Source organism: Oxalobacter vibrioformis (genome assembly GCF_027118995.1).
Lineage (GTDB): Bacteria > Pseudomonadota > Gammaproteobacteria > Burkholderiales > Burkholderiaceae_D > Oxalobacter > Oxalobacter vibrioformis.
This window is the reverse complement of the sequence record NZ_CP098242.1, coordinates 2087887-2114694: the sequence shown is the minus strand read 5'-3', so window position 1 is coordinate 2114694 and position 26808 is coordinate 2087887. Positions and strand designations below refer to the sequence as shown.

Annotated in this window: 22 protein-coding genes and 1 riboswitch; of the genes, 12 read left to right on the top strand and 10 right to left on the bottom strand. The window is 55.1% G+C overall.

Annotated elements, in window-relative coordinates; genetic code table 11:
- Nucleotides 1-224: 224 nt before the first annotated feature.
- From NB640_RS10340 to NB640_RS10330, 3 genes are all read right to left on the bottom strand, one after another.
- Nucleotides 225-1922, bottom strand: a complete 1698-nt coding sequence (locus NB640_RS10340) for a methyl-accepting chemotaxis protein (protein WP_269308624.1) — start codon at nt 1920-1922, stop codon at nt 225-227.
- Between the two features lie 313 nt (nt 1923-2235).
- Nucleotides 2236-3798 carry a diguanylate cyclase gene (locus tag NB640_RS10335; RefSeq protein WP_269308623.1) on the bottom strand — a complete coding sequence of 521 codons (1563 nt, stop codon included), beginning with the start codon at nt 3796-3798 and terminating at the stop codon, nt 2236-2238.
- Between the two features lie 305 nt (nt 3799-4103).
- Nucleotides 4104-4556: an RrF2 family transcriptional regulator gene (locus NB640_RS10330; RefSeq protein WP_269308622.1), complete on the bottom strand. Its 453-nt coding sequence runs from the start codon at nt 4554-4556 to the stop codon at nt 4104-4106.
- 81 nt (nt 4557-4637) lie between these two features.
- Between NB640_RS10330 and NB640_RS10325 the strand changes: the two genes are divergently transcribed.
- The 5 genes from NB640_RS10325 to NB640_RS10305 all read left to right on the top strand — a co-directional run bounded on the left by NB640_RS10325 (nt 4638) and on the right by NB640_RS10305 (nt 11100).
- A complete protein-coding gene (locus tag NB640_RS10325) occupies nt 4638-5186 on the top strand; it encodes an HPP family protein (RefSeq protein ID WP_269308621.1) in 549 nt (182 codons plus the stop codon).
- Nucleotides 5187-5251: 65 nt separating this feature from the next.
- A riboswitch (cobalamin riboswitch) is annotated at nt 5252-5614 on the top strand.
- Nucleotides 5615-5827: 213 nt separating this feature from the next.
- Nucleotides 5828-8128, top strand: a complete 2301-nt coding sequence (metE, locus tag NB640_RS10320) for a 5-methyltetrahydropteroyltriglutamate--homocysteine S-methyltransferase (protein ID WP_269308620.1) — start codon at nt 5828-5830, stop codon at nt 8126-8128.
- A gap of 337 nt (nt 8129-8465) precedes the next feature.
- Nucleotides 8466-8648 (top strand): hypothetical protein, encoded by a 183-nt coding sequence (locus NB640_RS10315; protein WP_269308619.1) that lies wholly within the window; start codon nt 8466-8468, stop codon nt 8646-8648.
- Nucleotides 8649-8811: 163 nt separating this feature from the next.
- Complete coding sequence (locus NB640_RS10310; RefSeq protein WP_269308618.1) at nt 8812-10056, top strand: hypothetical protein; 1245 nt, start codon at nt 8812-8814, stop codon at nt 10054-10056.
- 66 nt (nt 10057-10122) lie between these two features.
- Complete coding sequence (locus tag NB640_RS10305) at nt 10123-11100, top strand: tetratricopeptide repeat protein (RefSeq protein WP_269308617.1); 978 nt, start codon at nt 10123-10125, stop codon at nt 11098-11100.
- A 41-nt stretch (nt 11101-11141) separates the two neighbouring features.
- Here the strand turns inward: NB640_RS10305 and NB640_RS10300 are convergent, their stop codons facing one another.
- From NB640_RS10300 to NB640_RS10285, 4 genes are read right to left on the bottom strand one after another with little or no spacing between them, the layout of a single operon-like run.
- Nucleotides 11142-11663, bottom strand: a complete 522-nt coding sequence (locus tag NB640_RS10300; protein ID WP_269308616.1) for an STM3941 family protein — start codon at nt 11661-11663, stop codon at nt 11142-11144.
- Nucleotides 11664-11695: 32 nt separating this feature from the next.
- The gene (locus tag NB640_RS10295; protein ID WP_269308615.1) at nt 11696-12343 is read right to left on the bottom strand and encodes a tetratricopeptide repeat protein; all 648 of its coding nucleotides are present in this window, start codon (nt 12341-12343) and stop codon (nt 11696-11698) included.
- On the bottom strand, nt 12304-12690 hold the full coding sequence (locus NB640_RS10290) for a tetratricopeptide repeat protein (protein WP_269308614.1): 387 nt from the start codon (nt 12688-12690) through the stop codon (nt 12304-12306). Before NB640_RS10290 ends, NB640_RS10295 begins: the two co-directional genes overlap by 40 nt.
- 24 nt (nt 12691-12714) lie before the next feature.
- Nucleotides 12715-13215 (bottom strand): MarR family winged helix-turn-helix transcriptional regulator, encoded by a 501-nt coding sequence (locus tag NB640_RS10285; RefSeq protein ID WP_269308613.1) that lies wholly within the window; start codon nt 13213-13215, stop codon nt 12715-12717.
- 172 nt (nt 13216-13387) lie between these two features.
- On the opposite strand from NB640_RS10285, the gene NB640_RS10280 reads away from it, so the two are divergent.
- The 3 genes from NB640_RS10280 to NB640_RS10270 are packed head-to-tail and all read left to right on the top strand — an operon-like array spanning nt 13388 to nt 18413.
- The gene (locus NB640_RS10280) at nt 13388-16555 is read left to right on the top strand and encodes an efflux RND transporter permease subunit (protein WP_269308612.1); all 3168 of its coding nucleotides are present in this window, start codon (nt 13388-13390) and stop codon (nt 16553-16555) included.
- Nucleotides 16548-17690, top strand: a complete 1143-nt coding sequence (locus NB640_RS10275) for an efflux RND transporter periplasmic adaptor subunit (protein ID WP_269308611.1) — start codon at nt 16548-16550, stop codon at nt 17688-17690. The genes NB640_RS10280 and NB640_RS10275 overlap by 8 nt, the downstream gene beginning before the upstream one ends.
- 54 nt (nt 17691-17744) lie before the next feature.
- Nucleotides 17745-18413: a hypothetical protein gene (locus NB640_RS10270; protein ID WP_269308610.1), complete on the top strand. Its 669-nt coding sequence runs from the start codon at nt 17745-17747 to the stop codon at nt 18411-18413.
- 526 nt (nt 18414-18939) lie between these two features.
- On the opposite strand, the gene NB640_RS10265 is transcribed toward NB640_RS10270, so the two are convergent.
- From NB640_RS10265 to NB640_RS10255, 3 genes are all read right to left on the bottom strand, one after another.
- Nucleotides 18940-19782, bottom strand: coding sequence for a tetratricopeptide repeat protein (locus NB640_RS10265; protein ID WP_269308609.1), 843 nt, complete (start codon nt 19780-19782; stop codon nt 18940-18942).
- A 112-nt stretch (nt 19783-19894) separates the two neighbouring features.
- Nucleotides 19895-20419 carry an imm11 family protein gene (locus NB640_RS10260; protein WP_269308608.1) on the bottom strand — a complete coding sequence of 175 codons (525 nt, stop codon included), beginning with the start codon at nt 20417-20419 and terminating at the stop codon, nt 19895-19897.
- 19 nt (nt 20420-20438) lie between these two features.
- Nucleotides 20439-20942, bottom strand: coding sequence for a thermonuclease family protein (locus NB640_RS10255; RefSeq protein ID WP_269308607.1), 504 nt, complete (start codon nt 20940-20942; stop codon nt 20439-20441).
- Between the two features lie 352 nt (nt 20943-21294).
- On the opposite strand from NB640_RS10255, the gene NB640_RS10250 reads away from it, so the two are divergent.
- The 4 genes from NB640_RS10250 (at nt 21295) to NB640_RS10235 (ending at nt 26730) form a co-directional block, all read left to right on the top strand.
- Nucleotides 21295-23571 (top strand): alpha,alpha-trehalose-phosphate synthase (UDP-forming), encoded by a 2277-nt coding sequence (locus tag NB640_RS10250; RefSeq protein ID WP_269308606.1) that lies wholly within the window; start codon nt 21295-21297, stop codon nt 23569-23571.
- Entirely contained in the window at nt 23568-24353 is a 786-nt protein-coding gene (gene otsB, locus NB640_RS10245; RefSeq protein ID WP_269308605.1) for a trehalose-phosphatase, read from the top strand. The genes NB640_RS10250 and otsB overlap by 4 nt, the downstream gene beginning before the upstream one ends.
- Before the next feature lie 4 nt (nt 24354-24357).
- On the top strand, nt 24358-26145 hold the full coding sequence (locus NB640_RS10240) for a glycoside hydrolase family 15 protein (protein ID WP_269308604.1): 1788 nt from the start codon (nt 24358-24360) through the stop codon (nt 26143-26145).
- A 435-nt stretch (nt 26146-26580) separates the two neighbouring features.
- On the top strand, nt 26581-26730 hold the full coding sequence (locus tag NB640_RS10235) for a hypothetical protein (RefSeq protein WP_269308603.1): 150 nt from the start codon (nt 26581-26583) through the stop codon (nt 26728-26730).
- Nucleotides 26731-26808: the final 78 nt, after the last annotated feature.

The following is a 26808-nucleotide window of genomic DNA, read 5'->3' as shown; positions in this document are numbered from 1 at the left end:
ATTTCGGGGATGAGGTACAGGGCATTTACCTTGTCTCACCCCAGGCGCTCTACTGCTGTCCGCCACTCTATTTCCTGGACCGGATTCTCTCTGGGGGAAACACCGGGCTGGATGGCAAAAACGATAACACCGTCATGCTGCTCTTTAACATGCTCGACGGCATTGAAAACCAGGTGCCACCACAGAAATACCCGGTCGTTGCCTGAGCCTTCCTGTCAGGGCAATTAAAACTCTTCCCAATCCTCTTCGTTGTCAGTTGACGCTTTCGGTACCGCACCCTTGGGCGCCGCTTCCGGTTTCGGCAACGCCGCTGCCTTTTTCACCAGCGACGCCGCCGCAGGCTTTTTGCCCGCTACGGCTTTGGGCTTTGTCCCGCCTGCCCCGGTAATATGATCCTGCCCTGTCTTGAAGACGCTCACCACATTCACCAGGTTTTGCGCCTGGTTCTGCAGGCTCTCGGCTGCTGCCGCTGATTGTTCTACAAGTGCCGCATTCTGCTGGGAGGCCGTGTCCATCTGGGTTACTGCCTGGTTGACCTGTTCGATGCCACGCACCTGTTCCTGGGTGGCTTCGGTGATTTCGTTCATGATGTCGTTGACCTGACGGATGCTGTCGACGATTTCCTGGGTGGTCGCTGTGGATTCCTTGACCAGGGCACTGCCGGTGCTGACTTTTTCGACGGAGTCATCTATCAGTGTCTTGATTTCACGTGCCGCTGAGGCGCTTCTCTGGGCAAGGCTCCTGACTTCGGTGGCGACAACGGCAAATCCACGGCCCTGCTCTCCTGCGCGGGCAGCCTCTACTGCTGCATTTAAGGCCAGGATGTTGGTCTGGAAGGCGATGCCATCAATGACGCTGATGATGTCGACGATTTTTCTGGCAGAGGAGTCGATGATGCCCATGGTTTCATCTACTCGCGCAGAGGCTTCTCCGCCCTTGACCGCGATGTCTGTGGCAGAGCCCGCCAGTTGGTTGGCCTGGCGGGCGTTGTCGCCGTTCTGGCGAACGGTGGAGGTGAGTTCTTCCATGGAGGCTGCGGTTTCCTGCAGGGATTGGGCCTGGTCTTCTGTCCGGCTGGAAAGGTCCTGGTTGCCGGAGGCGATTTCTGCGGAGGCGGTGGCGATCGCATCTGCGCTCATCCGCACCTGGGATACGGTCTGCAGCAGGCTTTCGTTCATGCCTTTCAAGGCGTGCATGAGTTGCCCTGTCTCGTCCTTGCCGGTAACCTCGATCCGGCTGGTCAGGTCGCCTCCTGCCACCCGCTCCGCCAGTGACACCGCCTCACGCAATGGACGGGTGATGCCTGCCGTCAAACGCCAGGCGATGAGCAATCCCAATATGGCAGCAACTACCATGATAGCGCTCATTGTCAGCTGGCTTTCCTTGTAAATCCTGACAATATTGTCAGACGCCCGCTGGGTTATCTCTACCTCGATTTCCTTGTACCGTTCCACCCTGCCCAGATAAGCATCCCTTACCGGAATAAAGCGCTTGTCGGCCAGTTCGATGGCTGCTTCCTGGTTGCCTGCCTCGTACAGTTCCAGCATCTCATCAACGATCTTGATATATTCCTCATGAAGCGCCTCTGCTTCCGCATATACCGCATCTTCTTCCGGCTCGCCTTCAACGGCATCCATGGATTCCATCAGGACATCCACTTTCTTCATGGGGGCATCCATCTGCTTTTTATAGTATGCATAATTGGACTGGTTGGCGGCTCTCGTCGCCGCATAAGCGTAGATAGCATGCTTTTCAACATTTTCCTTCCACTCACGGCCCTCCCGTTCCCACGCAATGGTCTGGTCGATACGCTTGGACGATGTCATGATGTCTTTCATCTCCCACAGGCCGGTACCCCCCAGGACAAGCATCAGAAAAAGCACTGCAATAAATCCGCTGATAAGACGCACACCAATTTTCATTCTTCTGCCTTTTCAAAAATAAATGTTCTGCAAAAAAGGAATAGCAAAACCGGAACGAAGAGGGATACCCGGTTACCAGAAACGAAAAAGACAACACCAAAAAAGCGGGGTTGCCACAACCAGGTCGGTCAGGGGTGTACAGGGAAAGCCGCCGCCGTTACTCAATCAATGCCGTGCTTTTAGCCACCTTTCCATCAAAAAGATGCCTCAAGGAAACCCATTAAGCTACATTTAACAATAATTTGAAAAAAAAGGAAACTATTTTCCCGGATATTTCTGTATTTTTGTTGTGTTCCGGAAAACAGGGTGATATTCAGCGCGTGGCTTCGGTGAGAGCCTGCTGGCGGGCTGCACGTTTTTGCTTCTTGTGTTCGTACATATTGAAATCCGCTTCCTCGATCAGTTCGGTAAACGTCGTGCTGTTGCCTTGCGGATAATAGGCAAAACCATAACTGATACTCATCCGGTAGGATTTTGCGTTCGCTTTCCGGATCGCTTCCAGGCGGTCCTTCACCGCATCAATCTGGCTTTCAAAGCCGTTGATATCCTCGCCTTCGGCCAGGACAATCATTTCATCCCCGCCATAGCGGATGCTCTTGTAGCGTTTTCCGACGACATCATGCACGGCCTGTGCCACGGACTGGATGTAAAAGTCTCCTTCCTGGTGGCCATACTCGTCATTGACCATCTTGAGATTATCGATATCAATAAAACAGATGCCGATCGACACCTGTCGGGTGGCATCCTGCTCGAAAAGATAATTCAGAAGCTCCATGCCGGCGCGCCGGTTCAGCATGTTGGTCATCCCATCAAAGGTAGCCATCTGCTTGACCGTCGTGATGTCCGACAGCCCGATCAGGTATAGCTCCCTGTCACCGGACTGAACCGTCTTGGCGGAAAGCATGACAACCCTATCCGGGCAAATCCCCACTTCCAGATTGGAAAACTCCTTCTCGCCGCGTATCCGTTCCAGCAGACGCACCGGGAGATCCGGATCATCCACGCCAGGCATAATATCGGCAAAAGACGTCGCCTCAGACAGCTCGATCCCCAGCCACTCGCGGATCAGCTGGATGGCCATCGCATTGTATTTCACCGCCTTTAAGCTTTCCCCGTCAAAAAGGATCGTAATCGACGGCGAGGTTTCAAAGAGCTGGTTCAGGTACTTCTCATTTTTCCGGATATTTTCAAAGCCTTCCCGGATTTCCTTCTGGGCGGGCTTAAACACGATTCGCCACTCGAAAATCAGCACCACCAGCGCGACGAAAAGAATGGACAACTCCAGTATCTGGAGCATGAGCAGCTTGAAATTGGATTCCTCGTCATACTGGAAGACTATCCGGTTCATGTAATCCAGAAAATGAATTTCATTGGCGCGAATCGTTCTCACATATGGCAGCAATGCCTCTGACCCCGCCCGCTCCCGGGAAAGGGCAATGATCATTTCTGCGGAATGGATCATGGCCTCATAATGCGGCTCCATCTTTCCATAAAGCGCATTCACCGCCGCACTGTTATCTCCCGGCAGCTTCAGTTCCCTGCTGCCATAATGCAACGCCTTATGGGTCTTTTCCCATATTTCCTTGGCACTTTCCAGCTCAGCAGCATACACCATGCGCTCCGCCCCGGTTTGCGCCTTCACCACGCCAAACGCTGATTTGGTGATCTTCTGGCTCAGCATCCGCTGCCGGCCGGACAGATTCACCACGCGTGCGTCGCTCTTCATATTCATGATGGTGAGTTGGATGATCACCTGGCTGACGAAAAGCAGCGACGCGGTTACCAGCAGCGCTGCCGCATATCGCTTGTTGATGTATTTGAAACCTTCCTCGGTTTCAGGCTTGGGATCCTTGAGCACCTCCTCCTCACTGCTCATGCTGTTGCCGTTGGATTAACAATAGCGTTTATATACTTATGGTGATAATTTAACCACAATTATTTCCACAAAGAAATATTTTCTATCCTGAAAACCCTGATTTTTTATACAGAATGGCAATATATTTATTTCCGGCCTGTATTTTACCTGCCGACAGCGGGCGAAAAACGGAAAGCCCCCTTTGGAACAGGGTTTTTCTCGCATCATCCTATTGATAAGCTTGTCCATGGAAAATGACCGGGACAGCACATGCCGCAATGGATAAAAACGGGAGTAGCACTGGCAGCAGAAAAAACCGCGTTGCGTTACCGGTTGATGCCGTGGATGAAGATAGGCTTTTCTCTCTCTTCCTCGCGCCGGTACTGCGTCAGGATCGAATCCAGCGAAACCGCGTCCAGTTCCTGCTGTATCCGGTTTGAGACACTGCCCCACACCGAACGGGTATCACACACGAGCTGGCGCGGACAGTCATTGGATTTGTTGCCAAAGCATACGGCAAATTCGACCCCGTCATCAAAAAGCGTCACCATCCGCCCCAGGCTGATCCGGGAAAGCGGCATCGCCAGGTGGATACCGCCTTTTGCCCCTATGGTACTTGCTGTAATGTCATGCTGGCGCAGGACAGTATGGATATTTTCCACCGTACGCTGGGCAATACCGGCTTTCTCGGACAACGCAGGAATAGGCAATGGCCCCTCGGCCAGGGCCAGCTCAAAAATCACTCGGATCGCATACCGTGTATTGGCAGAAAGTCGCATCGTCATCCGGAAAAAACAGGCCCGGGGATTCGGGCGTAACTTTCATTTTAAGGCAATATACCGGTCCTCACAGGAAAAATCATGAAACGCTATTTCAGAAAAATGCGGGGCACCCCGGGAAAATACACCCGCAAGCCGCTTTCCGACATCTTCTGGGCCTGGCTTGGCGCCTTTGCCGGCATTTACGCCATCTGGCAACTCAACCATCTCATGGGCATCCAGAAAAACGACAATCTTTTCCTGATCGGCTCTTTCGGCGCCACCGCCGTTTTGCTTTATGCCGCACCCGAAGCGCCCCTCTCCCAGCCGCGCAACCTTATCGGTGGGCACGTTATTTCTGCGTTCACAGGAGTTGCCGCCATTATGCTCTTCCCCGAAAACCAGCCCCTGGCGGCAGCACTGGCTGTCTCGGTTGCCATTGCCCTCATGATGGCAACGCACACTACCCACCCCCCGGGCGGCGCCACCGCCTTAATCGCCGTTATCGGCGGTCCGTCCATCCGCGAACTGGGCTTTGGCTATGCCCTTTCCCCTGTCCTTGTGGGGGTACTGATCATGCTGGCCATTGCCCTCTTGGTCAACAACCTCTCATCAGCCGAAAACCGCCATTACCCGCGGCACTGGCTGTAGGCTCAGCCCTTCGCCGGATTGTGCCTCACAGAGTCAAACAATGATATAGTAACCCTCTGCCGGAAAGAAGCTTCATCGTTTCCGGCAAGGCAAGCGATCGGGAAACGGAAACCGGTGCAAATCCGGTACAGACGCGCTGCCGTAAGCGGGGTAATCCGTCCGGTATTCACTGGCAGGGGCCTGTTGACACAAGGATGCCATTTGTGAAAAACCAATGTGTTGCAAAGGGCAAGGCGCAGCGGGAAAGACGAGCGCAGGCGTAGTCGACCTACGTCAAGCTTGGATTTCTCGCTGCAACACCGCCATTGGTGACACAGTGGTTTTGCAGCTGGTTTCTTTGTGCCAACAGGTCCCATAGTCGGGAAGGATGCCGGACAGTTGTTGCAGTACCCGTAAGTCGGAAGACGTCCCGAACGTGAATTGTTGAAACCGCGCGAACCGGAAATCGGCATGCCACCATCCACGCCCTTATGAGAGGCGGGATGGCTGCACGTTTACGCCTTTGGGCGCAGGCAGTTTTCCTCTGGCAGCTTTGCCATGGGAGGGTTTTACCGGAATTATTCCGCTGAAAACCGGGCTTGCTTGCCACCTCAGGGCGGCCATTTGCGCGTGTGTTGATCACTGTAACAACTGGAGATAACATGCGTACACACACCCTGGGTTTTCCCCGGATCGGTGAAAACCGTGAACAGAAAACCCTCATTGAAAATTACTGGAAATCCACCCTTACCCTGCCGGAACTGGTTGATGGAGGGAAAAAACAGCGCCTGAGAAACTGGGCCATCCAGAAAGAAGCCGGCATCCAGATCCTGCCTGTTGGCGATTTTTCCAGCTATGACCACATCCTCGACATGGCACTCATGCTGGGCGTTGTTCCGCCGCGCTTTGCAGGCGATGCGCCCGGCGTCAACCGCATGTTCAGGATGGCACGCGGCGAAGACGGGGCAAACGCCGTCACCCCTCTCGAGATGACCAAGTGGTTCGATACCAACTATCACTACCTCGTCCCCGAACTGGAAGCCCCCACCGTCTTCAAACCGGATGTTTCGCCACTCCTGGCCCAGATCGATGAAGCCATTGCTGCGGGTTATACCCCCAAAGCCGTCATCCCGGGCCCGCTCTCTTTCCTGTGGCTGTCCAAGACCACGGACGGCAGCGACAAGTGGCAATTCCTCCATGCCCTGACCGAAGCCTATATCAGCATCCTGGCCGAACTCAGCACCCGCTGCTCGTACATCCAGATCGATGAGCCCATCTTCGCCCTTGATCTGCCCGAGGACATCCGGGCCAGCTTCCCCGACGTCTATTCCAGGCTGCGCAGTGCAACGAAAGCCGTTCTCATTCTTGCCAGCTATTTCGCCGGATTTGATGACAACCTGGTCACGGCGATTACCCTGCCGGTTGACGTGCTCCACCTGGATCTGGCACGCGCGCCGCAGGACCTTGACCGCGCACTCAAACTCATTGCTGACGGCAAGGCCACCAAAGACATTTCGCTGTCGCTGGGCCTCGTCAACGGGCGCAACGTCTGGAAGGTCAATGCAGAACACGCCATTGCCGAAGCGAAAAAAGCCGTTGCCGCCCTGGGCAGGAACCGGGTCTGGATTGGCAGCTCCTGCTCACTTTTACACAGCCCGGTTGACCTTGATGCCGAGAAAAACCTCCCGGCAGAGGTAAAAGAATGGCTGGCTTTCGCCAAACAGAAATGTGCGGAAATCCGTCTCATTGCCGAAACCGTGGATGACTCCCCCTCGGAATGGGCTGTTACCGAACTGGAAAAAAACCGCCAGGCACAGATTTCCCGTGAAAAAAGCCCGCTGTTGCACGACCCCGCTGTCGAAAAACGCGTCGCGGCTGTCGATCAGGCCATGCTGCACCGGTCCAAAGCCTATTCTGATCGGATCGAGAGCCAGCGCGTATCCATCGGGCTGGATATCCTGCCCACCACCACCATCGGTTCCTTCCCGCAAACCCCGGCGATTCGCGGCGCCCGCAGCCAGTTCAAAAACGGCAAGATCAGCGAAAGCGACTATCAGGCAGCCATGAAACAAGCGATTGAAGAAACCATCCGCGAACAGGAAAAGCTTGGCCTGGACGTGCTGGTTCACGGAGAAGCCGAACGCAATGACATGGTGGAATATTTCGGCGAGCAACTGGCCGGCTTTGCCTTTACCGCCAACGGCTGGGTACAAAGCTACGGCACCCGCTGCGTGAAGCCGCCCATTCTTTATGGCGATGTGTCCCGTCCGCGTCCAATGACCGTGGAATGGATCACCTACGCCCAGTCACTCACCGACAAGCCCGTCAAGGGAATGCTCACCGGCCCGGTCACCATTGCCTGCTGGAGCTTCGTGCGCGACGATATCCCCCAGGAAACCGTCTTGAAACAGCTGGCGCTTGCTGTGCGTGATGAAGTCGTCGATCTGGAAAAAGCAGGCATCAAGGTCATCCAGGTGGACGAACCGGCGCTTCGCGAAGGCCTGCCGCTTCGCAAGGCCCACCAGGATGAATACCTGCGCTATGCCGTCGAGGCATTCCGGCTGGCAACCAGCGGGGTGCAGGACCAGACCCAGATCCACACGCACATGTGCTACTGCGACTACCACCAGATCATCGACCCTATCGCCGATATGGACGCCGATGTCATCAGCCTGGAAGCCAGCAGAAGCGGCATGGAACTCCTGGACGTCTTTGCCGACAATGCCTATCCCAATGAGGCAGGCCCTGGCGTCTACGACATCCACAGCCCGCGCGTGCCATCAGCAGAAGAAATCGAAAGCCTGCTGAAAAAAGCCGTGGAAACCATGCCTGTTGAGCGGATATGGGTCAACCCGGATTGCGGACTCAAGACCCGCAACTGGGAAGAAACCCGCGCGTCACTTGCCAACATGGTCAAGGCCGCCGAAAAAGTGCGCCAGATCTGCAAGACAGGCGGCGCATAACATCGCAGCACCCGAAAAAACGGCAGCCCGTCACAGGCTGCCGTTTTTTTAATCGGGCGGCGGCTATCGATCGATTCCATCAGTTGATAAACTGATACGCCTTTTACTGATGACGTGCCGGAAAACTTTTACCCGGAAAAAACCTCTTCAAAAACAGCGTTTGCCCCTACCTTCTACACCCGCATGAACAAAGGCTTTCCGACGCGCCATGATAAACATTGGACAAATGTTCTTAAGGGGTTGGCTGCAGACGTATAGTGGTATAGCAACGCATTCACGACGAAACCATATCGCGCAAAGCGCAATACCCAATACGATACAATCGAGAGGAGATACCATGAAACAAAATCTTTTGGGCAGTCCGGATTACAACATCTGGGAGGATGAGACTCCGGCGGCCAGAGCATTACGGGAAAACCTTCCCTGGCATTTATCCACTGAAGAAAAGGCAAGACAACCCGTACCCCCCCCTTCCCCTGCCCGAGATACCCGCTGCCCCGTCACTCCCGGGTACCGATAGCACCATAAACGACATTAGCAACATGGTCGAAGACGCGGCACAAAACAGCTTTTATCAGCGTCAGGAAAAAAAGCGCATAGACGATTTCTTCAACAACCGCGCCACACCTTCTGTAACACGTGACCCGTCAGGAACACCCGATCTCCCAGGCTGGCAAAAAAACGTGCGACAACAGATGGGGAAAACAGAAGCCCCCCTGAAACAACATCAACCCCTTACGGCCAATCCGGCAGCCAACACCCCTGCCAGCACTTACCCGTACAATGACATGGGAAAGCTCGTTAAACCCTTAAGTGACAGGACTATCGACAATCTGGTTGAGCCCGCCGTGAAGACCATCAAAACAGCCGTCACAAACAAGGTACCCGTTTCCGCTGCAGAAGATGATCTGGTGAATCTCACAGGCGCTTTCAAAAACAGCGTCATCGAAGCCGCAAAAAACAAAAAGCCATTCATTGCCACGCCTGAAGCCGATCTCGTCAACACCACCGGCGTCATCAGGGACGGCATCACCGACTACCTCGACAACACCTACACCACCGGCAATCATGAGAAAGCGGTGGATGCCGTAAACAACGGAGAAGCACATGGACATCCAGAAGACTTTGAAAACCCCGACCCGGATACCCTAAACGGCCTCGAGAAAACATGGAGAGGTCTCAAACTCTCAGCAGCAGAAAACAAATACCTCCTCGACAAGGTCATTGATCCCGAAGGTAAATACCTTGACCACAAGGCAGAAAAAGCATGGATGAACCAGGAAAGAAAAGACATCGCTGCCATCAAAACCACCGATATCCCGGCACTCGGCGACATAGACTGGAAAAACCGCCCTGATCTGGGTATCAAAACCGCTGGTAAATGGCTCAGGGAATCATTTGCGGGAGAGCACCTACCTGGCCTTGCCATCGAATTGGCCAAAAACCCGGCTGGCCCTGTCGGCAACATCGCCATGGGCATCATGAGTGGCATCGCCTCCTTTAATGCCCGTTCCGATGAACTGATGCAAGCCCTCATACAGGGCGGTGGCGCTGGCGGCGCCGTCGAAAGCTGGAATTTTCTCATTGGCGAAGTCGCCAACACACTGCCAGCCTACCAGCGCGCAGGCCTCATCATGATGAATAACAATTTCAGCAATGAGTGGAAGGAGCGGATGTTCAAGGGGATGATGGAGGACTATGAGCAGAAGGATAATAATTCTATTAGGGATGTTTCAAAAGCTCATGAAAGTAAGAGTGAAAATCCCTCTATCAAATTACGTGAAGTAAAAGGCACAAATCACTGGGCAGAAAACGAGGAGGGGATTCTTATTGAAGTGGATCCTGATGAATATCACGAATACATGAAGGGATTAGAACTTGACCCTATCAACATAATTGATCCTGATAGCCGGCGACAAAAACCATAATGTCTGTTCCCCTCTTTTTTAATTCGGGATAAGCTTTGGCTTATGCCGAATTAAAAAGGGATATAAATGAAAAACCTCTTTAAGACATTGTTGCTCGTCATAAGCGGCTTTACCGCCACCCTCTCTATTGCCAATGATCTGCAAACCGCAGATATTCTCTATGAAAAAGAAAAAATCAGGGAAGCACTCGAAATCTATCTGAAGCCTGGAAACCGCGACAAAACACCTGTGCAGTTCCGTATATGGAACATTTATCTCAGCTCACCCGATTCAGAAAGATCGGTTGAATGGTTCAGTCAATCCGCAAAAGAAGGAAATGTATATGCCCAGTACCATCTCGGACTGATTTATACAAACGGCATCGGGGTAAAACAAGACTATAACAAGGCTTTGGCGCTATTCACCCAAACAGCAGAACGTGGTTATCCACCGGCACTAAATTCGATGGGCATTCTGTATGAAGAAGGATCAGGAGTAAAACAAAGCGACTATGAAGCTGCTCAGTGGTACTTGAAAGCCGCAAAAAAAAATCATGCCCGTTCCCAGTGTAACCTGGCAGGAATACTCACCTATAGTAAAACCATTGACAGGAATTACCGCAATGCCTATCTTCTCTTGCAAACATGTCTTCGACTCAAGCCAAATAACGAATGTTGCCTGAATCGCATGGCCGAACTCTACTCCAACGGGTGGGGTGTCAAAATGGATAACAAAAAAGCCATCGAGCTGCGCGAAAAAGCTGCAACAGTTGGCAGCGAGGTAGCCATGTATAACCTCGGGATTTATTACGATTACGGCATCGGCATCAAAAAAGACCCCCAGACCGCAATGGACTGGTACCTGAAAGCTGCTGCCAAAGATAATGCCAAGGCCATGCATCGGCTCTATGAAATTTACGAATACGGCAAACTGGGGCAAACCGTGGACAAGGCAACAGCAGCCGAATGGAAAGTGAAGGCAGAAAAAGCCATGAAGGAACAGGGACTTTCCCGCAATGAGTTGATGGACAGCTTCCGCCTGCTGATGGAAACTGATGAAAACTAAGACATGAAAAACCGGTTCAAGATCATTTTTATGACAGTGGGCTACCCGCCAAAACCGGCCCGAGCCGCCGCATAAAAACGACCCATCGCTTCCAGCACCTCATCAACGGTATGGTCTGCTGTCTGCATGGGAAATGAAAAGAGAGGATGGCCAAGCGCCATATTTGCCCTGACCGCCTTTTCCTTCCAGGCGGGCAATGTCGCCAAAAAAGCATCCACATCGTTTACGTCAACAGAAATGAAGCGTTGTCCTATCATGGCGGTGACACCAAATCCTGCTACAGACTGCCAGGGAATAAGCCCTGTGCTGAGCGCACCGCTGAAATCCCCGCTGATACCGGATGCGTTGATGACCATGAGCACCCTGGGATGCGCCAGCTGTACCAAGAGCAACACCAGGCAAAGTGAGAAAAATACCCCGCCGGCTATACCGATAATCCGGATAATTCCGGAGGTTTTTCCTGGCTGGAGCACACAGAATACAGAAGCCGCCACCAGAATAATGGCATACACAACCAGCTTGATCTGCTTCGATGATTTCTGCCTGACAACCAGTTCGTCCATGCCAATCCCCTCAGGCTCAGGAAGAAAAACGGCTATTCCTCCTCTGGCGCCTTCAACACGGCAAGACGCTGTTTTGCCAGCAAGTGGCCTTCCTCAGCCGCATTTTCATAGCACTGCATGGCGTAGCTCGGTCTTTTTTTCATCCCGCTACCGCGTTCTGCCATCAGCCCCATCATGTAATAAGCCTCGGCCCGCACGTTCGGGTCCTTGCCCATGAGTTTGCCAACCCCTCTCGGGTATTCGTATCCCGGCAGGTAAGCCTCACCAAAAAGATCAGGCCCGAAATTAAACATCCCCGGAGAACGCTTGTAAGTCGCCCTGTCAAAATAGCCGAGCGCCTTTTTATCATCCTGGGGGACTCCCTTGCCTTCGTAATACATCATCCCAAGCTGGAATGCCGCATGGTTGTCCCTGTTGTCAGCAGCCTCTTCAAGATGCGCCAGCGCCTTTTCCTTATCCGCCCTGACCCCTTTTCCCTCAAGATAAAACATCCCGAGACGGTAGTCTCCCCCGATATCCGAGCGGCCCGTATCCGTCTTGCGGTAGTATTCAGCCGCTTTGGCATAATCGCGCCGGCTGCCTGAGCCCTCGTCATACAGCGCGCCCAGCAGCAGGTAACCTTCACTTTTGTCGGATGCAATCAGTTTCCTGGCCCACTTTTCTGTCCTGCCAGATCGCATTTTGTCCCCATGCCTTCCACGTACAGGACATAGGCCATATAACAGGCGGTTTCTTCTCCCTGTGATGCCGCCTTTTCATACCAGTAAAGCGCCTTTTTGTAATCGGGTTTGCCCTCAATGCCTGCCGCATAGACAAAGCCCAGCAGGAACTGATCTTCAGGATTGCCGGACTCCGCTTTCCTGATCATTTCCGGCAGGTCCTTGCGCATTTCGGACAATTCCTCAGCATTTCTTTCACTGGCCGACGAAGCGGATACCGGCATGGCACAGAAAAATGACAGCAACAGCACCGCTATTCCTGCCGCCATCGCAATAATCCCTTTCTTTTCTCCCGCTTTGACACGCATTGTATTTCCCTCTGCCCTCATCCGTTATCCTGTTGAAAAATCGAGATTAACCTTTTCCAGCAGTTCCCGCAATGCCGCGCGTGACGCCGCATCCAGCTTTTCAAACGCCCGGTTCATGAAGCCGTAGTTGCCCGGTAAAAGCGAAAACAGCAGTTCCCTGCCCTTTTCCGTTATCCGCACGATCGTCGCACGGCGGTCGGTCTCATGCGGCATACGTGACACAATCCCGTCCTTTTCCATATACCCGATCAGCCGCAGGGTATTTTTCATCGCAATCCCCATCTCCCGCGTCAGATCGGCCGGTGTCATTTCGCCATTGCCGCTGCGTTCAAGCAGAATCAGCAACTGGAAGCGGGCCTGCGACAGCCCGAATTTCGCCAGGTGCCGGTCCTGCTGGCGCAACAGTTCACTGGCTGTTTTGGCCAGCAGCAGGTAGGTCACCACCGTATCCGGCTCCATCTCGGGAACCCGTGACGCCAGGCGCGCCATCATCTCTACCGTGGGCAGATTATCAAGAAAGAACATATTTGATTGACTCCATTGGTTACCATGGTTATTATATGTGCTTACCATGGTAACAATCAAGGCAAATAGCATTTGCAAAACAAAATGAAGGATCGGCACACCCTGGCTTTCCCGCTGTCATGGCGGATAATACGCAGCCCGCAGGTGTGAATCATTTCCGGAAAAATCAATCATGTGGATAGTCAGATACGCACTCAGAAGGCCATACTCCGTTGCGGCAATGGCGCTGATCATCCTCATTGCCGGCATCATCAGCTACCTGCGCCTGCCCGTTGACGTGCTTCCCAATGTCGACATCCCCTCTGTCAAGATCGTCTGGAACTACAAGGGCTTGAACGCCAACGAGATGGCCGCCAAGATCACCTCCTGGAGCGAGATCGCCGTTATCAACAACGTCGACAATGTCCAGGAAGTCACCTCCCAGACCCTAAGCGGCATTTCCGTTATCCGGGTGGCCTTCCAGCCCGATGTCGATATTCCCAAGTCGCTCGCGCAGATCACGGCAATCACCCAGACCATCATGAAGCGCATGCCGCGCGGGATCACGCCACCCAATATTTTGCAGTACAACCAGTCGCGCACCCCCATCATGCAGCTGGTGCTTTCCTCAAACACCCTGCCCGACTCCAGGCTTGCCGATTTCGCCCGCATGCAGCTTCGCAGCATGGTGCAAAGCATCCCCGGCGTGCTGCTGACGCTTCCCTATGGCGCGGTCAACCGCCAGATCATGGTCGATCTGAAGCCCGATGCCGCCCATGTGCACGGCATCACTGCCGCTGAAGTCACCGAAGCTGTCGACAACCAGAACACCACCCTGCCCTCAGGGTCACTCCGCGAAAATGAAAAAGACCTCCAGATCACCTTGAATACCAGCCCCGATTCCGTCGAGGCTTTCGGGATGATGCCGGTACGCGCAAAAGACGGGCGCACCGTCCTCTTGCGGGATGTGGCCGATGTGCGTGACGGTGTACCCATGAAGACCAACGTGGCACGCGTCAATGGTGAAAACGCGGTCATCGTCTCGCTGATCCGCATCGGCAATGCCTCCACCATCAGCATCATCAAACAATTGCAGGAACGCCTGCCGGAAATCCGGCAGGCAGCCCCCGAAGGCATGACCATCACCCCCATCTTTGACCAGTCTGTTTTCGTCAGCGGCGCCATGACCCACATTGAAAGCGAGATTTTCATCGTCGCCTCACTCGTCGCCCTTGTCGTCATGTTTTTCCTCGGCTCCTGGCGCGCCACCCTGATCGTCCTCACCTCGATCCCGCTGTCGCTTTTGGCCGCGCTCGTCATGCTCCGCATCACCGGCCACACCCTGAACCTCATCAGCCTGGGCGGGCTGGCACTGGCCATTGGTATCCTCGTTGACAATGCGCTTGTCGAAATCGAAAACATCACCCGCAATATCGGGCTGGGACTGGAACCGCGCGAAGCCGCGCTGGAAAGCGCGCGCCAGGTCGCCTTCCCCGAACTCATTTCCACACTTTCCACCTGCCTCGTCTTTTCACCCATCTTCCTGTTGAGTGGCGTGGCCGGCTTTATCTTCCGCCCGATGGCCATCGTCGTCATTGCCTCGCTGGCCATGTCGTACCTGCTTTCGCGCACTGTCGTGCCGGTACTGGCCATGCTGCTCATGAAACCGGCCAGCAGTGAAAAAACCGCACACGGGCGCCTGGCACGCATCCACCACCACATCGAACACGGGCTGGATGGTATTCAGGCCCTTGTCGGCAGGCTGCTTGGCGTTATCCAGCGCGCATGGTTCATCGCTGTTATCGGCATGCTCATCGTCATCGCCGGGGGCGCCTTTACCCTCATGACACTCGGGCGCGATTTCTTTCCCAAAACCGATGCCGGGCTCATGCGCTTTTACATCCGCGTGGCACCCGGCACCCGCATTGAAAACACCAGCGACATTTATGCCAGTATCCAGGGCGACATCCGCAACATCATTCCCGAAAACGAGATTGACACTATCGTCGAAAACATCGGCGTGCCTGAAGCCGCCAATCTCGGCTGGGTCGACAGCTATGCCGTAGGCAGCTACGATGGCGAACTCCAGATACAGCTAGCAAAAAACCATCACCCCAGCGCCGGGTATGAAAAGGCCATCCGCGCCATGCTCCAGGAAAAATACCCTGATGTTGTCATGTTTTCACAGCCAGCCGACACCACCAACCTCACGCTCGCCGGGGCAACGCCCACCGCGCTGGATATCCGCATTGCCGGGCGCGATACCGCGGGCAACCGCATCCTGGCTGCCGAACTCGTCGACAAACTGAAAGATGTCAAAGGCGCCGTGGATATCGGCATCCAGCAGGTATTCAACCAGCCCGAATACTATGTCGCCATCGACCGCGCCCGCGCCATCCAGCTCGGGGTCAACATGAGCGAAGCCCAGTCTGTCCTCCTGGCTGCGCTGGGTTCAGCCGGCTCAGTCAACGAAAACTTCTGGGTCGACCCCGTCAGCGGCTTTTCCTACACCGTGCAGGTACAGGCCCCCGTGCAGCGCATGGACACCATCGATATCCTGACCAATCTCAGGGTACCGGCCCAGCGTGCTGAAACCGGCACCGTGCCGCTGGCATCCATCGCCTCGGTTACCCCGCGCCTTGTCTCCGCCTCTGTCGGGCGTGTGACCCTCATGCCCATGATCAATGTGCTCGTCAACACGGAAGACACCGATATCGGCACTGTCTACAAAGCAGTTGAAAAAGGCATTGCCGAACTCAAGCCGCGCTTGAAGCCCGGCAACAGCATGCGTATCCTCGGACAGGCCGACTCCATGATGCACGCCTACGGCGATCTTTTCTTCGGCTTTGCCCTGGCACTTTTCTTCATCTACATCATCATGCTCTTTAATTTCGCCTCGTGGGTCCTGCCCGTCATTGCCCTGGCAGGCGCGCCCATCGCGCTTTCCGGCGCGGCCTTTGCCCTGGCGCTTACCGGCACCACCCTTTCCGTTCCGGCACTCATGGGCTTTATCATGGTCATGGGCGTCTCCACCGCCAACAGCGTACTGGTTACCACCTTTGCCCGCGATCAGTGGCTCGCCGGCATGGATGCCATCGAAGCGGCAAGAAGCGCAGCAACCACCCGATTACGCCCGGTGCTCATGACAGCCATCACCATGATCGTCGGCGTCGTTCCCATGGCGCTGGCTGCCGGACAGGGGGGTGAGCAAAACGCACCGCTGGCCCGCGCCGTGATCGGCGGCCTGCTGTTGGGCACCTGTGCATCGCTTATACTGGTACCCACCCTCTTTGGCATCGTCATGCGCCACGTACGCCGCCCGGCCCCTGACAACAGACTGGAGACACCCCAACATGAGTAACAGACGAAAAACCGGCATCCTGGCCCTTGTAGCCGGCCTCCTGCTCGGCGCCGGCACCCTCTGGTATGTCTTTTATGGCGAAGGCCGCATCCAGGCTGCCGTGCCACCCGAAGCCACGCGCTCCATCCAGCGGGTCACCATCATCCACCCGGCCTCGCTGGCGCGTACCGCCCCACTCATCTACAACATCCGCGTCGAACCTATCGAACAGGCATCCGTCTTCGCCCGCGCCAATGGCTTTGTCGAAGAACGCCTGGTTGACATCGGCGACGATGTCAAAGCGGGACAGCTCCTGGCGCGCCTGTCATCCCCCGAACTGGAAGAAGGCATCAAGCAGGTCAAGGCAGACATCAACCGCCAGAAAGCCATCGTCAATCTCGCCAAAAAAATGCTTGCGCGCGCCGAAGCCCTTATCGACATCGGCGCTGTCTCGAAGACCGAATACGATGAGCGTGACGCCGAAAACCAGGTCGCCATTGCCACCCTGGCCACACTACGGGCAAAACGGGAGCAGCTGGAAAACGAATATGCCTACACCCGCATCACCGCCCCCTTTGACGGACGTATCACCGTGCGTAACATTGACAAGGGTGACAGGATCAGTAGCTCGGACACCACTGCGCTTTTCCGGATCGTGCGCGACGACACCCTGCGCATCATCGTCGATGTGCCGCAGACCCAGATCTACGCCATTGACGCCACCGGCGAAGCAACACTCACCCTGCCAGAAATGCCTGACAAGGCTTTTGCGCTTACCTACGACCGCACCTCGCACGAAGTCGACCCCAGCCTTGGCACCATGCGCATGGAATACCTGCTGGACAACCGCGAACACCGCCTGCCCGCCGGCATAGCCGGTGAAATCCGCATTGCCCCGGCAAAAGACTCCACAACACTCACCGTTCCCGACAACACCATCCGCACGCACGATGGCAAGACTGCCGTCATGGTGCTCGATGAACAAAACCGGGCCGTACTGAAAAACATCGTCACCGGCCGCTATACCAGTACCGTGGTCGAAGTCGCCTCGGGCCTGTCTGCCACAGACCGTGTTATCCTCAACCCCAATGCCCTGATCAAGCCGGGCGACACCGTCGACGTCGGCAAAAACGAAACCCCGCCGGAAAAACCATGACACCGCAACTGAAAAAAATCACCCATTCCTTCCTGCTGTCAGCAGCGCTCATCTTTGTGGGCATCGCATCGGCCTGGTGCAAAACACCCGAAATCGAAGCCGCCAAAAAAAACCGTAAAAGAAGCGCAAGCCAGCTTCGCCTCCCTTATCAGGCTGCCCGTCTACCATCGCATTGACGCCCTGTACCGCAAAGCAAAAAATACCGCCGCCGATACAGCAATCGACGAAGCTGAAGACGCGGCATCAGATGCGGGCGGGGTGGGCAACAAGGAAGAAGCCCATCAGGTTGCCGCCACCTTCGCCAATCAGGCCGCAAACGAATTGGTAGAGCGTGTGGAGCGCCGGATCAGCAGAATTCCTCCGCCTGATGCCGGCAGCAAACAATACGACATCACTTTCCGGCTGGTATACCCGCAAATCTACCGGGAAACACTCGATGCACAACTGCGTGCCCCGGAAAATATCGCCCGCTACCACGAACTGATCGCACCGGTACTGGCAACGCTTTCCCTTCTGCGTGACGTACTGCCCGCATTGGCAAAACACGATGCCGAACTCAAAGAAAAACAATTTCCGCGCACCGCCAAAGACTGGTCAGCACTGATCGACGAAACAGAAAAAAAACTGGTGGAGGGTAACGATGTCGAGACCACCCTGATCGTGATTGAATACGGCATCATGGAAGAAATGGCTGCTGGATTGAAGATTATGGGTGAGCTGTAGCACGACAGTCTTTCCCCTTATTTTTCCCAATCAGGAAAAAGTAGTAGAAAAAAACAGACATCCAGTGTTCAGAGAAACTTTTGCAGGGTGATGTGCTGAACAGCGAAAAAGGCGTTAGTCTCCCTGCGTCCAGCCGCTGCTGACTTTTTTCCAATGGCAGCGTAGCTGCCATGCCGTCCGCGAAGCGGGGGCATCTTCACACCGCAACGCGGTGTCACTTCTTCAAGAATCCGCGATTACGCCGCAGCCGGGACTGTAAGGAGTGACTGGAGCTTCGCAGACGGCTGTTTGAGCGCAGCGAGTTCCGGCTGCCGCCCCTGTCACGACGAGCAGTTCCGGGAATCCCGCCTTTGGCGGGACAAGGTGTTGCGGTGCCTTTTTTTGGTTACTTCTTTTGTGGCAAGACAAAAAAGTAACCTGCCGTGGGTCAGCCACCCACCGTATCAGCCCAATCTCGAGAGCCAATCTCATCGTAGCGTACCCAACATGCGCAGGATAAAAAAACAAAAACACGCCGCACCCACAGCTACTCTTTCCCTGGCAAGGCCCGCTGGGCATCCAGCCTGGCCTGAGCCGCCCGGTTCCCGCCTTCGGCCGCTTTCCGATACCATGAAAGTGCAATATCATTATCAGCCGCCACACCACCCCGGCCTTCCTTGATCATCCTGCCCAGGTGATACTGCGCCTCCGAGCGGCTTTCAAGCGCTGCCTTTCGGTAAGTCAGCTTCTCCACATCCTTGCCGGCGGCTTCGGTAAAAAGCGCCAGTGCCATAGCCTCATCTTTTTCCACCTGCTCGCCATTCTCGTACATGATCCCCAGCATGGTCAGCGCAGTCACATTGCCGTCTTCGGCTGCCTTGTGAAACCACTTGAGCGCCTTGTCCACATTTTTTTCGGTGACGGTTCCCCGGTAATACATCAGTGCCATAGCCAGCCGCCCGTTTTCCATATCCAGTTCGGCCGCCCGCCTGAACCAGTAATAGGCCTGGTAGCTGTCGTCGTCAACAATACCTTTGCGGTACATGTCGGAAAGCGCATAAGCCGCCTTGACATGATCCTGGAATGCCGAGCGCCTGACCCACAGAAAAGCCGCTTCATAATTGGCATCTACTCCCCTGCCATGCCAGTACATGGAAGAGAGACGGTATTGCGCATCCGGGTTATCGGCCTCGGCTGCCTTTCTGATGAACTCAAACGCCTCGGCATAACGACCGCTATCATACAGCGCCATCCCCTCCCGGAAATCATCAGCCAGCGCCACACCGCCCAAGCCCAGCCCCGCCATCCCGAAAAGCAGGACAATCACCTGCCTGCAAAAACCGGTCGTCACCCGGTGAAAAACCGGCCACCCCATCCCATATCGTTTCATGCCGCATTACCTTCCTGTGGAGCCTGCACCATCATCCATTGCCACGCCGACCCGACGTCTCTTTGCCCAAAAAAAGCTGACCATCTTTTTCCTGTCAGCTTTTCCTCTTTTCTCACGCCACTTTCACGGGAACAAATTCTACCCCGGTAATATTCACCGCTTCCAGCCTGTCTTTTACACTGCCTGAGACTACCAACCGGATCTCGGCTCCCGGCTCCACCGGGAAAAAATCCAGCCCGTTAATCTTTCTGGCCTCAAAAACCGGCTCAACCAGGACACCATCCACCATTTCCGACTTCCGCTTGTTCAACACCTTCGCCGCCTGCCTGAAAACGGGGATATGGTAAGGCCATGCCCGCCCTTCCCTGTCGATAACATCCACCTGGTACCAGCTCGCCTTTTCCGCGCCGCTCACCCCGGCAAGCAGCGTTTTCATCCGCTCGGACATCAGCGGCGGGTTGGCATTGTTTGTCAGGTAGTCATTGAGCCGCCTGGCATCCACAGCAAAATGAAAATCCGGCCCCATCTGCTGCAACTCAGACGTCCATTCACTACTGGCATAGGCAACCGGCTTTGTCAGCAGACGCTCATCCTGAGCAAAGTGAATGTAAAAATATGTTTTTCCATTATTTTCCATCAATTACAAGCAAAACCCATTAATTTTGCCGTTTCTTTTTCTGCCCTTCCAGACGCTTGGCTTTGCGCCACTCCCATGGGGGATACGGATAGATTTCCTGCCACAGCCCCCGGCGCGAGGCACGGGCATTACGCATTCTGATCCGCCAGCTGTCACAAAAATCCTCCTGGCAATACCGGTCATACACCCAGGCCATACCTGCATCAAGCATCACTTCCTGCAAGATACGGCCATCCGGCAATACCACAATCACCACTGTCCGCTTATACCTGTCCTTATACATCGGCGTCACCCCAACTGTGCGGTTAATCGCATGGGTGAAAGCCACCTGCCGCGCCTGCTTGCCCCAGTCCTGGTTGATTTCCGGCGAATCCACCCCGTAAAGCCGCAGTTTGTGGGAAACACCATCGTCCGTTCTGACCGTGATACTGTCCCCATCCGACACACGCACCACCATGCCGGTCCAGGCATGGGCCGCCGAAACGGTAAACAACAGCAACAGCGAAAAAAAATAAGGTTTCATCAATAGCTTTTATTTCGTTTGATTATAGGATGAAAAGACAGCACAGATAAAGCGATCCGCACCGGAAAAACAAGTGACACACCCGCGTAAAGGCAGGAAAAACCGGATATTGAGCCACATGCCCCCATTACGCCTTTCCCGGGCGAAAATCAGGTAAAAAACGCGATAGGCTATAATCTTCTGGTATGAATAAACAAAAAAGCAGTATTGCTGTCCAAAAGCAGGTCACCGGACAACCTTACACTATTCGCGTCCGGCTTTTTTATTCACCAATGGGGACGCTGCCCGCCACGCACAAGGCGCAAGCCGGATCGCTATCGGCAAGGGCAGAAAACAACAGGCCCAAGCACCGATGAATATCCGATTTTCACGCCAGTCACTGCGATTCATCCTGCCACTTCTGGTTGTGCTGGGCATTTTTGCCCTGGCCGCCTGGCCGCTTGTTGACAGCCTGACCCAGCGCTGGTTTGTCCGTGATGTCGAAGCCCGCTCCCAGCTCCTGGCCAATACCCTCGAAAAACCCCTGGCGGAATTTATCCCGCTTAACGAAAAAGCGAGGATAGGGCAACTGCTGGACAGTGCCATCAGGGATGAACGCCTCTTCGGCATTGCCATTTGCGACCCCAGCAACAAAATCCGGTACAAGACCTCATTTTACCTGGACAGCCTGGGCTGCCAGCCTCTGAAAAAACACAGCGAAAGCGGAGTGACCGCTTCGCTTCTCGACCTGCCGCAGGGTCCTGTGCATATTACCGAGCATTTGATCGAAAGCAACGAGGATGACACCCTGATCGGCAAACTCATCCTGGTTCAGGACATGAGTTTCATGCAAAACCGCAGTGCCAGCACGAAAATGTGGATCATCGCCACTTTTATCCTGCTGGGCGCCATCATCTCCGCAATCACTGTCGTCATTGCCCACCTGACCTGGCGCAGTTGGAACAAATCCATGAAACAGATGATCCGGGGAGAGCTCCGCGAAAACCCGGATGAGCCGCCGCCACCTGAATTTGAACATATCCTGGGTGAAATCCGTGCGCTGATGCGGGATGTCTCCATGGAACAGCGCGAAATTGAGGGACTGCCGCAAATATGGAACCCGGACCGCCTTCGCTCACTTTTGCATGACGAGCTATCCGGTGATGAAATCCTCGTGGTTTCCAACCGGGAACCCTACATCCACAACCAGGCCGGCGACAAAATCAATGTCCTGCGCCCGGCAAGCGGCCTTGTCACCGCGGTTGAGCCGGTCATGCGCGCCTGCTCCGGCACCTGGATCGCCCACGGCGCTGGCTCTGCCGACAGGCAAACCGTCGATGCCGAAGACCATGTGCGTGTCCCGCCGGAAAACCCCAGCTACACCTTGAGACGTGTCTGGCTGACCGAAGAGGAAGAACAGGGCTACTACTACGGCTTTGCCAACGAAGGCCTGTGGCCGCTTTGTCATATCGCCCACGTGCGCCCCATCTTCCGTGCCTCTGACTGGGAGCAGTATGTTGAAGTCAACCAGCGCTTTGCCAATGCCGTCATAAAGGAAGCGCGCACGGACAACCCGGTCATCCTGGTGCAGGATTACCATTTTGCGCTGTTGCCCCGCATGGTCAGCGAAGTCCTGCCCAAGGCAACCATCATCACCTTCTGGCATATCCCCTGGCCCAACCCGGAGTCCTTCGGCATCTGTCCCTGGCGTGAGGAAATCCTCGAAGGCCTTTTAGGCAGCACGATCCTGGGCTTTCACACGCCGTACCACTGCAAGAATTTCATCGAGACAGTCGACCGTTACCTGGAAACCCGGATTGAACATGAAGACTCGACCATCTCGTACAACAGCAAGCTGACCCAGATCAGGCCGTATCCCATCTCCATTGCCTGGCCCGACCCGGCAGAAGAAGCCGCCGAGCCGTCCATCCCTGAAGCGCGTCACAGCGTGCGGGAGCAATTCGGCATTGCAGACAATATCCTGCTCGGCGTGGGGGTGGACAGGCTGGATTACACCAAAGGCATCATCGAGCGTTTTGAAGCCATTGAACGCATGCTGGAGCTGCATCCTGATATGATCGGCCACTTCACCCTGCTCCAGATTGCAGCGCCCAGCCGCTCATCGCTGGATGAATACCAGTTTTTCGAGAGCCGTGTGCTTGAGCTGGCCAACCGGATCAATGAAAAATACGGCAACAACAGCTACACCCCTATCATCCTCAGAATAGAACATCACACCAATGATGATGTGCGCCGCATTTACCGGGCGGCCGACACCTGCCTCGTTACCAGCCTGCATGACGGCATGAACCTGGTGGCAAAAGAATTCATTGCCGAGCGCAGCGACGACCACGGCGTACTGATTCTTTCCCAGTTTACCGGGGCTGCGCGTGAGCTGCACGAAGCCCTGATCGTCAATCCGTACAATATCGAAATGAGTGCCCAGGCCCTGTACCGTGCCCTCATCATGCCCGAAGCGGAACAGCGCGACCGCATGAAAGCCATGCGCACCCAGATCAAGGAATACAATGTCTACCGCTGGGCTGGCCGGATGCTGGCCGATGCCGCCCGCCTGAGAAACCGCGAGCGCGTCCAGCAGCGCATCTACTCCTACAGCAGAAAATACCGCCATCGAGGATACCCCCTATGAACTCGATCTTTTCACAAAAAGGAAAAGAACAACTTGACAAAATCATTAAAAAAGGCGTCCTGTGCGCCTTTGACTTTGACGGCACCCTGGCCCCCATCGTCAGCCAACCTGATGATGCCCGTTTGCCTGACGCCATCGGGAAGCGCATGGCGACCCTGACGCAGCTCACCCCGGTCGCCATCCTCACCGGCCGCGCCATTGATGACATCACGCCGCGCCTGACCTTCACCCCGGCCTATCTCATCGGAAACCACGGGCTGGAAGGCATTCCCGGCTGGGAAAAATACAGCAGCATGTACCGCGATCTCTGCGCCAGATGGGACAGCACCCTGCGCGAGACCCTGCCCGGCTGGTCCGGCAATGACAGCGGTATCGACATCGAAAACAAGACCTACTCGTTAGCGGTCCATTACCGCCACGCAGCCGATCCGGACAAAACCGGAAAAGCCCTGTTGCCCTTCCTGAAAAAAGCCGCGCCGGACGCACTCATCGTGCCGGGAAAATACATGGTCAGCCTAGTGCCGCCGGATGCGCCAAACAAGGGGATTGCCTTGAATGAACTCATGACCATCAGCCAGGCCCCATCGGTGCTCTATGCCGGTGACGACATCACCGACGAGGATGTCTTTAAGCTCAAACGAAAAGACCTTGTCTCCATCCATGTGGAAAAAAGCCCGGCAAGCGCCGCCCCCTGGTATATCGAAACCCATGAAGACATGATAAAACTGCTTGATGACCTCATCAATCGTTTACAATCATTCAAGGCAACCCGGACAGGATAAACACATGAACAACCTTGCTCTCGGACTCATCGGCAATTCCAGGACCAATGCACTCATCGACAAAAATGCCTCCATCGTCTGGTGGTGCTACCCCTACTTTGACAGCGACCCGATCTGCAGCAGGCTCTTGACACCCGAAGTAAAAGACCGCGAAGCCGGTTTCATCGATGTGATTTGTGACAACCTGAAGCAATCCGACCAGAAATACGAGCGCAACACCGCTATCCTTTCCACCCACTTTGAAGACCACAACGGCAATCGCTTTGAAGTCATCGACTTTGCCCCGCGCTTCCAGATGCACGGGCGCCTTTTTGCCCCCTCCATGCTGGTGCGCATCATCCGCCGGATAGCCGGCAGGCCACGCATCACCATCCGTATCCGCCCTACCGTCAACTACGGCACAGAACAGGCCGAAGTCCGGGCTGGCGCCCATCACATCACTTACATGGGATCGCTCCAGGCCATGCGCATGACCACCGATGCCCCCGTTTCCACCATCCTGGCCGAGCAGCCCTTTTATCTCAATGACACCATCACCCTGCTGATGGGGTCGGATCAGACTGTGGACGGCGCCCCGCGTGAAGTCGGCCGCTCCTTTTTAGAGCGCACCCAGCGCTACTGGTACGCCTGGGTGAGAAACCTCGCCATTCCCTTTGAATGGCAGGAAGCCACCATCAGGGCTGCCATCACCCTGCGCCTGAACACCTTCGACGATACCGGGGCAATCATTGCCGCAGTCACCACCTCCATCCCCGAGGCGCCTGACAGCGGACGCAACTGGGATTACCGCTACTGCTGGCTGCGTGATGCCTACTTCGTTGTCTCTGCCTTGAATGCCCTGGGCGCCACCGGCACCATGCAGCGTTATCTCGATTACATTCTCAATATCATTGCCGACACACGTGATGCACCCATCCAGCCTGTCTATGGCATTCACCGTGATGCCGTGCTTGAAGAGCGCGAAGCGGTATGCCTCTCCGGCTACCGCAAGATGGGACCGGTTCGCGTTGGCAACCTGGCCTACCTCCAGATCCAGAACGATGTCTTTGGCTCAGCCGTGCTTGCCAGTACCCACGCCTTTTTTGACGGGCGGCTTGAGCGCCCTGCCGACACCCACATCTACAACGACCTGGAACGCCTGGGCGAACTGGCAATCCGCAACTACAACATGCCGGATGCCGGTATCTGGGAACTGAGGGGCACCAAGCGGGTGCATACCTTCTCTTCCGTCATGTGCTGGGCCGCCTGCGACCGTCTCGGCACCATCGCCAGACAGCTGGGGCTGGATGAGCGTGCCCGCTACTGGATAGATAATGCCCGCGAAATGCATGCAGAAATCTGCCGCCGGGCCTGGAATCCGGAGCTAAACAGTTTTGTCTCCACCTTCGGGGGAGACCGGCTGGATGCAAGCCTTCTGCTCATGGGCGAACTGCGCTTTTTGGAACCGGACGACCCGCGTTTTGCCGGCACCATTGCCGCCGTGGAAAAATTCCTGCGCCGGGGCAATTACCTCCTGCGTTACGACGAACAGGACGATTTCGGCATGCCAGAAACCGCCTTTGTCGTATGCACTTTCTGGTGGATACTGGCACTCACCTACATTGGCGAGACGGACCGTGCCCGCGAACTCTTTGAAAACATCCTCTCCAAGCGCAACCATCTCGGCCTGCTCTCGGAAGATGTCGACCCGCTCACCGGCGAACTCTGGGGCAATTTCCCCCAAACCTATAGCATGGTAGGAATCGTGCAGTGCGCGATTCGCTTATCCATTCCCTGGCACGATGCGTTCTGACGCGTTGCACCGGCAGCAGGTGCAAAATACAATGCGGCACACGAGAAACACCGCTAGGGGTGAGCAGTAGAGTGCAGGATGGGCACTAGCGAAGCGGTGCCCATGCCGGTGATAAACCAATGCGGCTATGAGATGGTGTTTGGATACGGGCGGCGGTGAAGCATTATCATCCGACGCGCCACCGGCAAAAGACAAAAACAGCACCCAGCACCCTCCTGTACCCCGCAATACCATCCCTCGCAGCACCAAAAAAACCACCCTTGACATATTGACAACACCACACCCTGTACCCGATAATTCATTAAATATGCGCCTGACGCACAAACCGGCTTTTTCCCCTGCCACAGGATGCAGAAAACCATCCGAAACACACCCTTTTTCCCCGCTTTTTTGAGGGGGAAAATTGACATAACCTTTTGACTTTAAAGAGAAAACATGGCACAATACCTTGAAGCAAGCAAGCAAGCAAGCAAGCAAGCAAGCAAGCAAGCAAGCAAGCAAGCAAGCAAGCAAGCAAGCAAGCAAGCAAGCAAGCAAGCAAGCAAGCAAGCAAGCAAGCAAGCAAGCAAGCAAGCAAAAGTCTGACCTGACCACTCCACGCGCTCCCCTCCGCACCCCCTTACCCGCTCGCAAATCAACCCTTGCCATCTTCATCGCCACTGC